Source organism: Streptomyces niger, assembly GCF_000718305.1.
GTDB classification, from domain to species: domain Bacteria; phylum Actinomycetota; class Actinomycetes; order Streptomycetales; family Streptomycetaceae; genus Streptomyces; species Streptomyces niger.
Window position 1 is genome coordinate 865,604 of sequence record NZ_JOFQ01000001.1, and the last position, 7,084, is coordinate 872,687.

Consider the following 7,084-nt stretch of genomic DNA (forward strand, 5'->3'; position numbering starts at 1 on the left):
ACGTTCCCTTTCCCTCTTCCGAGAACGTTCCCTTCTCCTCTTCCGCGGACGTTCCCTTTCCCCGTTCCGCGGACGTTCTCTTTCCCTCTTCCGACCACCCATCGGGCCACACCGTTTCCCCCTCATTGCTTCCTGCTATCGACTGTCGACCACATCGAACGGTCGGGCGGTCCCCAGCGCTCTCCCCCTTGCGCGCCACCGACTTGTCAGCCGTAGCGCCGGGCCTCCCCCGGTAGGCAGGCCGCGGCCACGGCTGTGGCGAGCGGTTCGATGTCCTCGTGGGAGAGGCTGGACACCGTGATGCGTATGCCGGGCGGGGAATCCATCCGGAACCGGGCTCCAGGGGCCACCGCCCAGCCGGCATGCAGCAGTCGTGACACCGCGCCCGTCTCGTCCGGGACCGGCACCCAGACGTTCATCCCGCTCCGGCCGTGCGCCTGGACACCCCGCTCGGCCAGGGCTCGTATCAGGTCGTCGCGGCGCCGCCCATAGGACTTGGCGACCTCGTCCGGGTCCACGGCTCCCGTCTGCCAGAGGTGGGCCACCGTGTCCTGCAGCAGATGGCTCACCCAGCCGGGTCCGAGCCGCTGCCGTCCACCCACTCGGTCGACGGTGAGCGTGTCGCCGGTGACCACCGCCAGTCGCAGGTCCGGGCCGTAGGCTTTGGCCGTGGACCGGATCAGCACCCAGTGATCCGTCACCCCGGCCAGAGGGGTCAGGGGGACGTCGACGAGACCATGACTGTGGTCATCCTCGACCAGCACGACCGTCGGGTGTTCGGCCAGCAGCGAGCGAAGCTCCTCGGCGCGCGTCGCACTCACCGCCGCGCCGGTCGGATTCTGCGCCCGGTCCGTGACGATCGCCGCTCGCACTCCGAGCGCCAGCGCGCGCTCCAGCTCGGTCGGCAGCGGTCCGTCCTGGTCGACTCCCACCGGAACGGGACGCAACCCGAGTGCCGGGATGAGGTCCAACAGGCTCCCCCAGCCCGGATCCTCGACCGCCACCGCGTCGCCCGGACGGAGGTGGGCGGCGAGGACGCGCTCGATGGCGTCGAGCGAGCCGGAGGTGAGGGTGACCGGGCCGGCCGGCACCCCGTCGGCGTCGAAAGCGGCTCGGGCCAGCTCGGCCAGCTCCTCGTCCACCAACGGCGCGCCGTACAGCGTCGGGCGAGCGGCGGCACGGTCGGCCGCGGCGGCGAGTGCCGGGCCGAGCGCCGGAAGCAGCTCGGGGTCGGGATTGCCGTCGGAGACATTTCGCACGCCCGGCGGAACGTCGACCCGCAGTGCCTCGCGCGGCGTACTGGTGGGGCGTGGCCGCACGCGAGTACCGCGTCGCCCGGCGGTTTCGACCACTCCGCGGTCGCGCAGTGTCCGATAGGCGGACGCGACCGTGTTGGGATTCACCTCTAGATAGACAGCCAACTCCCGCATGGGCGGGAGGACTTCACCTGGTTGGAGCTCGCCCGCACCGATGGCTCGCTCGACGCTGGCGGCAATTTCCGATGCGCGCCGCCCTTCGATCCGATACTCTCCTAGCACAAACATGATTATGCACTAGTGCAATGGAGTTCGCAAGATGCCTGAGCCCGCATCCGCCACAACGACCGAAGCCGGCGCAGAGTCCCCGGAGTCCCCCGCCACCTACGCCCCGGGCGAGCGCACGGTCCCGACCCGATCCGCCAACCGCGCCGCGTACGACCACGACACCGTGCACTCGATCCTCGACGCCGGGTACGTCTGCCACCTCGGCTTCGTCCGCGACGGTGCCCCGGTCGTGCTCCCCACCCTCTACGGCAGGGTCGGCAACCGGCTTTACCTCCACGGCTCCACGGGCTCGCGGCCGTTGCGGATGGCCGGTGAGAAGGACCCGGGTCTGGCGGTGTGCGTGACGGTCACCCACGTTGACGGACTGGTCCTCGCCCGCTCCGCGTTCCACCACTCCATCAACTACCGCAGCGTCGTGGTCCACGGCACCGCCCACCAGGTCACCGACCCCGAGGAAAAGACCGCAGCACTCGACGCACTGGTGGATCACGTCGTCCCCGGCCGCGCCGCCGACTCCCGTCCCGGCAACACCAAGGAACTGGCCGCCACGGCAGTCATCCGGCTCGACCTGACGGAGGTGTCGGCCAAGATCCGTACCGGCGGGCCGAACGACGACCCCGAGGACCTTTCGCTCCCGCACTGGAGCGGTGTCGTCCCGGTGACCCCGACGTACGGCGCGCCCATACCCTCCGACGACCTGGCCCCCGGCATCGCTGCCCCCGCCTACCTGCAGAACCTCTGAGGTCGGCCATGCCCGTCTACCCTCGGGGCCCGCCACAGGAATTGCCGTACGCGATACGCCACGTTCAGCGGCAGGACCAGCACCGAGCGTCGCGACGACCGATCAGCGGTCTTTACCTGCCGGTCCTTCCGGCCGGCAGCGTGGCCTTCGCATGCGTCTCGTCACCGGTGCCGCCCGAGGCCACATCCCGGGGCGCTTTGGGCGTGCTGGACTGTGCGATGAACGCGCCGATGAGTACCACCGCGCCGCCGATGACCTGCGGCGCGGACAGGTGCTCGCCGAGCAGCACCCAGGCCAGCACGGTCGCGATCACCGCCTCCAGGCAGGCAACGACACCCGCGACCTGGGGCGACAGCCGGCGTACGGAGATCACGCCGGTGAGGTAGGCCAGCACCGTCGCCAGCAGCACCAGCCAGGCGAGAAGCAGCACGGCGGGAACGGCCGTGCCATGCATGTTCGCGCTGCCCGCAAGCACCGACCAGTCCATGTTCCAGGGCCGCGCCACCAGGGTCAGGAGGAGCGCACCGAAGAACAGTCCGTACGCGATCACACCGAGCGGGTGGACGGCGTCCTCGTCGTCACCGCCGCGATCGGAGAGGACGAAGTACCCCACCTGGCAGCAGGCCGCGCCGAGCGCGAGCGCCAGTCCGAGCACATCGAAGCTCAGCCCCGCCCACACCTCGACGACACAGGCCAGACCACCGACGGCGAGGACCGCCCCGACCGCGGCGGCGCGGCTGACGGGGCGACGCTGCACAAAGCGCACCCAGCCGAGAACGAGGGCGGGTGCGAGGTACTCGATGAGCAGCGCGACACCGACCGGGATACGGGACAGCGCGGCGAAGTAGCACGCCTGGACGCCCGCCACGGCGAGCAGGCCGAAGCCCAGGAGCAGCGCGGGACGTCGCAGCAGCAGGGCGCGGTGCCGCCAGGCGACCGGCAACATGACGAGTGCAGCGCCCGCGCTCCGCAACCAGGTGACGTGCAGCGGATCCAGACCGGCCACGATCAATGGTTTCGCGGCCACACCCGATCCCCCGAAGGCCAAGGCCGACAGGAGGGCGAGGCCGAGACCGAACCCTCTCGACCGGCCACTCTGGCTCGTTTCCGTCCCCGACGTCTCGTGCATCCGGACATCATGACAGGAGAGGTCAGCAGCGTCATCAAAGATACCCCTGTCGCAGCGAGGGGCAGGGGGAGAAATCAGGGCTTGCTGCGACATAGCGAGCTCGGGCACCACATGGCGCACAGCAGGCCGGCCACTATCGCACTGAGCTGCGGGAAGGGAGCGCGCGGCTACACCTCGTCCGCCACCACTTCCTGGGTCTGCCGGTCCAGCCGGGCTGCGAGGAGCCCCGTATCGACAGAGGCGCGGCGCAGCACTTCGACGGCCCGGCATTCGGAGTCGTCGACGAGCGCGGCGAGGAGATCGAGACACTCGGCGCGCACTGCGTAACGGGCGTGCGCACGGTCCAATGCGCCGTCCATGGCGGCAGCCGCGGCCGGCGACCAGCCCGGAACTCCGCCCTCCGCAACCATCGGCACGGCGCCGGAGTCCTCCACGGTGCCGTGCCACTGCAAGCCGTAACCGATGCTGCGCTGCACCAGGTAGCCCAGCAGTCGCGCGGTCCTGTCGCCTTCGGGGTCGACCACCTCACGCACGGCAGGGTCGGATTCGAGCAGCCCGTGCAGCAGGTGGGCGGTGTCCACTTGTCGGTCGCCATCGCGCGTGGCCCGCCTGCGGGCAGCTGAGAGCACCGACGCGAGCTCGACAGTCAGACGAGCGTCGAGGTCCTCCGGAGACGGACCCGCTCCGCTGTTGTACGCAGTACGGTTTTGCACAGTACCCACCCCACCAGGCTCTTGCTACCGGAACATCCGCGGCAGGGAGCATTTGCGCATCCCACCATGGTTGGGCACCTGGGAACGAAATCTCATCCCTACGGAGGATATGCCCGGCACGTACACGGGGGCCGGGAGCCCGGAGCACGGAGCCCTCTGAGGAGCCCACCGGCCGTCGCGACATGCCGGTGCGCTCCGTACCGGTGCACTCCGTACCGGTACGCGCTATACCGACGCGCTCCACGCCGAGGCACACCACACCGAGGCACACCATGCGTAACCTGACGGGCCATCAGGCTTGAACCTTGCGTCACCAGCGGCTACCTTCCGCGGCACCAGCGGAGTGGGAGCTCGGCCGGACGCACGGCCGTCTGGCTCCCGTCAGGGTCGTCCCCGACAAGGACGACCCAGCAGGCCTCACCGAAGGGTGCCCACATGGCCGACGTCACCGCCCAGGCCCGCATCGCAGCGCCAGCGGAAGAGATATGGCGCCACGTGACCGACTTCGACACCTACGACCAGTGGAACGCCACTCATACCAGCTTCCCCCAAGGAGGCCCGGCGACGCTGGAACCCGGCGCCGCCTACTCGGAGAACATGAAGCTCATGGGCTTTCCCGCCGAGGTGAGCTGGACAGTGCGCGCCGTGGAGCCGGCGCGTCTGCTCGATATCGAGGGCAAGGGCCCGATGGGCGTCAGTCTCCGTATGCGGTACGCCCTCGTGCCGGCCGGCGCGGAGGAAACCTCCACCACAGAGGCCCCCGCCGCGGAGACTTCCACTGCCGGGGGTAGGAGAACAGTCGCAAGCAGGACAGAAGGGGAGACAGAAGGGAAGAGGGCAGTGATCGAGGCGACGACCGTTCGGATCGACGGGTCGTTCACCGGCGCGGCCGTCTCGTTGATGGCCGGCAAGCTCAAGGATTCGGCGAAGTCGGCGCTCGAAGAGTCGCTCGGCAGGCTTGCGGCGCTCGTCGCTTGACCGACGCACCGGTCCACCTGTTGATCACAGCCGATCGGCCCGACCCACCCGATCCGCCCATGAGCCTGATCCACCCGATCCACCCGATCTACTCGATCCGCTCGATCCGCTCGACCCGCACAGCGATCGACCGGTGGACCGAGTGCACGAGGGCCGCGATCGGGCATCGTCCCGACCACGGCCCTCGCTTTCACTTGGGGGCACTTGGCTCACTCATCCTCGGCGAGGATCAGATAGAGCTCCTTCCGCGCCCGATTGACCACCGAGATCGCCTTCTCGCGCTGCTCGGGCGTACCGGTCGCCCACACCTGCCGGAACGCTTCGACGAGGCCACCGCCGGCCTTGCGGATCTCACTCATCGCCTCCCAGTCGACGCCGCGCCCGGCGTCCTCCCAGGGAGCATCCGAGCCGCCCTCCGCCTCCGTACGTCCCTCATCGGTGAGCTCGAACAGCTTCTTGCCACCCTCGCTCCGGCTGGCGATCAGCCCCTCGTCCTCCAGCAGCTGCAGCGTCGGGTAGACCGAGCCGGGGCTCGGCTTCCACGCGCCACCGCTGCGCTCGGCGATCTCCTGGATCATCTCGTAACCGTGCATGGGCCGATCCTTGAGCAGCGCCAGGATCGAGGCGCGTACGTCGCCACGCCGCGCACGACCGCGCGGACCTCCCCGACCTCGGCCGCCGCCGAACGGAGGCCCACCGAAGGGCGGCCCGAAAGGCCCGAACGCGGCCCGCCGCCCCTCGTACTCGCCCCGGCCGCCACCTCGACGCCCGGGACCCCAGTGTTCGTTTCCATGGGTACGCATCTTCACGTCACTCCTATCTTTGATCTGTCGCGATGCTTCAACGATATATCGGGAGCGTTCGGCGAGCAAGCACCGGCAGGAAAGGTGGGCCGAGGTGGACTCTGCGAGGTGGCCACATCGATGACCCAGGGGGCCTGCAACCGATCCAATAGCAAGTGGATCAGTCCAATCTTTTCGGATTGGCACTCGCGAGCGATGAAGCGAACTGCTTACGCTCGGGCCATGAAGATCCATATCGTCAACGCCTTCACCACCCATCCCTTCGGCGGCAACCCGGCAGGAGTCATCCCGCTGGACGGCCCGTCGTATCCCGAGCAGTCCTGGCTGCAGCAGATGGCCGCCCAGGTGAACCTCTCGGAGACCGCGTTCGCGCTGCCGCTTCCGGACAGCGACGAAGCGGACTGGGCACTGCGTTGGCTCACCCCCGCCGCCGAGGTCACCATGTGCGGCCACGCCACGCTCGCCACCGCGCACGTCCTGCACTCCGCCGGCATCGCCACCGGCACGGTCCGCTTCGCCACCCGCAGCGGCGTACTCACCACCGAGGCGTCCGACGACGGATCGATCCGGATGAACTTCCCCACCGCGCCGCTCACCGCGGTACCGGCACCGGAGGGGCTGGCCGCGGCGCTCGGCACCGAGCCGATCTCCACGTACGAGACGGGCCCGCAGGTGGGAGACCTGCTCGTGGAAGTGGCGGACGAGCGGACCGTACGCGAACTGTCACCCGACCTCGCGGCGCTGGTGCACTGCTCGAACCGGGGCGTGATCGCGACCGCGCGCGCCGACCACCCCAACGGCGACTACGACTTCGTCACGCGATGCTTCTTCCCTGGTGTCGGCATCGATGAGGACCCGGTAACGGGGAGCGCGCACACGGCGCTCGCGCCGTTCTGGTCAGCGCGACTGGGCCGCGACGAGCTGACCGGACTTCAGGGCTCCGCCCGTACCGGCCTCGTGCGTACCGCGCTACGCGGCGACCGCACGCTGCTGACCGGCAACGCGGTGACCGTCATCGAGGGCGAGCTGACGGAGACGACGCGCCCTGGGCGGTGAGGTGAGCAGACGGGAGGGGGATGACGGGGTGGGGGCTGGTGGCTGGGGAGGGATGGGTGGCTGGGGAGGGGTAGGTGGCTAGGTGGCTGGCGGCGACGTCGCTCGCGCCAACGCCCTCC

At 69.6% G+C, this 7,084-nt stretch carries 7 protein-coding genes; 3 read left to right on the forward strand and 4 right to left on the reverse strand.

Features of this window, described 5'->3' with window-relative positions; genetic code table 11:
• Positions 1 to 206: 206 nt before the first annotated feature.
• Complete coding sequence (locus IF20_RS03840; RefSeq protein WP_052863424.1) at positions 207 to 1,538, reverse strand: aminotransferase class I/II-fold pyridoxal phosphate-dependent enzyme; 1,332 nt, start codon at positions 1,536 to 1,538, stop codon at positions 207 to 209.
• Between the two features lie 37 nt (positions 1,539 to 1,575).
• On the opposite strand from IF20_RS03840, the gene IF20_RS03845 reads away from it, so the two are divergent.
• Positions 1,576 to 2,286, forward strand: coding sequence for a pyridoxamine 5'-phosphate oxidase family protein (locus tag IF20_RS03845; protein ID WP_052863425.1), 711 nt, complete (start codon positions 1,576 to 1,578; stop codon positions 2,284 to 2,286).
• 112 nt (positions 2,287 to 2,398) lie between these two features.
• Here the strand turns inward: IF20_RS03845 and IF20_RS03850 are convergent, their stop codons facing one another.
• Positions 2,399 to 3,415 (reverse strand): EamA family transporter, encoded by a 1,017-nt coding sequence (locus IF20_RS03850; protein ID WP_052863426.1) that lies wholly within the window; start codon positions 3,413 to 3,415, stop codon positions 2,399 to 2,401.
• 167 nt (positions 3,416 to 3,582) lie between these two features.
• Positions 3,583 to 4,128 carry a Clp protease N-terminal domain-containing protein gene (locus IF20_RS03855; RefSeq protein WP_052863427.1) on the reverse strand — a complete coding sequence of 182 codons (546 nt, stop codon included), beginning with the start codon at positions 4,126 to 4,128 and terminating at the stop codon, positions 3,583 to 3,585.
• Between the two features lie 435 nt (positions 4,129 to 4,563).
• Here IF20_RS03855 and IF20_RS03860 point away from each other — a divergent pair, with 435 nt between their 5' ends.
• Positions 4,564 to 5,106, forward strand: a complete 543-nt coding sequence (locus IF20_RS03860; RefSeq protein ID WP_052863428.1) for a type II toxin-antitoxin system Rv0910 family toxin — start codon at positions 4,564 to 4,566, stop codon at positions 5,104 to 5,106.
• Between the two features lie 209 nt (positions 5,107 to 5,315).
• Here IF20_RS03860 and IF20_RS03865 read toward each other — a convergent pair whose 3' ends face one another.
• Positions 5,316 to 5,909: a PadR family transcriptional regulator gene (locus tag IF20_RS03865; RefSeq protein ID WP_052863530.1), complete on the reverse strand. Its 594-nt coding sequence runs from the start codon at positions 5,907 to 5,909 to the stop codon at positions 5,316 to 5,318.
• A gap of 222 nt (positions 5,910 to 6,131) precedes the next feature.
• Between IF20_RS03865 and IF20_RS03870 the strand changes: the two genes are divergently transcribed.
• Positions 6,132 to 6,965 carry a PhzF family phenazine biosynthesis protein gene (locus IF20_RS03870; protein WP_052863429.1) on the forward strand — a complete coding sequence of 278 codons (834 nt, stop codon included), beginning with the start codon at positions 6,132 to 6,134 and terminating at the stop codon, positions 6,963 to 6,965.
• Positions 6,966 to 7,084: the final 119 nt, after the last annotated feature.

Bases quoted from the DNA above. Each gene is read 5' to 3' on its own strand.
- IF20_RS03845 (WP_052863425.1), top strand. From the start codon at position 1,576: ATGCCTGAGCCCGCATCCGCCACAACGACCGAAGCCGGCGCAGAGTCC.
- IF20_RS03850 (WP_052863426.1), bottom strand. From the start codon at position 3,415: ATGCACGAGACGTCGGGGACGGAAACGAGCCAGAGTGGCCGGTCGAGA.
- IF20_RS03860 (WP_052863428.1), top strand. From the start codon at position 4,564: ATGGCCGACGTCACCGCCCAGGCCCGCATCGCAGCGCCAGCGGAAGAG.
- IF20_RS03865 (WP_052863530.1), bottom strand. From the start codon at position 5,909: ATGCGTACCCATGGAAACGAACACTGGGGTCCCGGGCGTCGAGGTGGC.
- IF20_RS03870 (WP_052863429.1), top strand. From the start codon at position 6,132: ATGAAGATCCATATCGTCAACGCCTTCACCACCCATCCCTTCGGCGGC.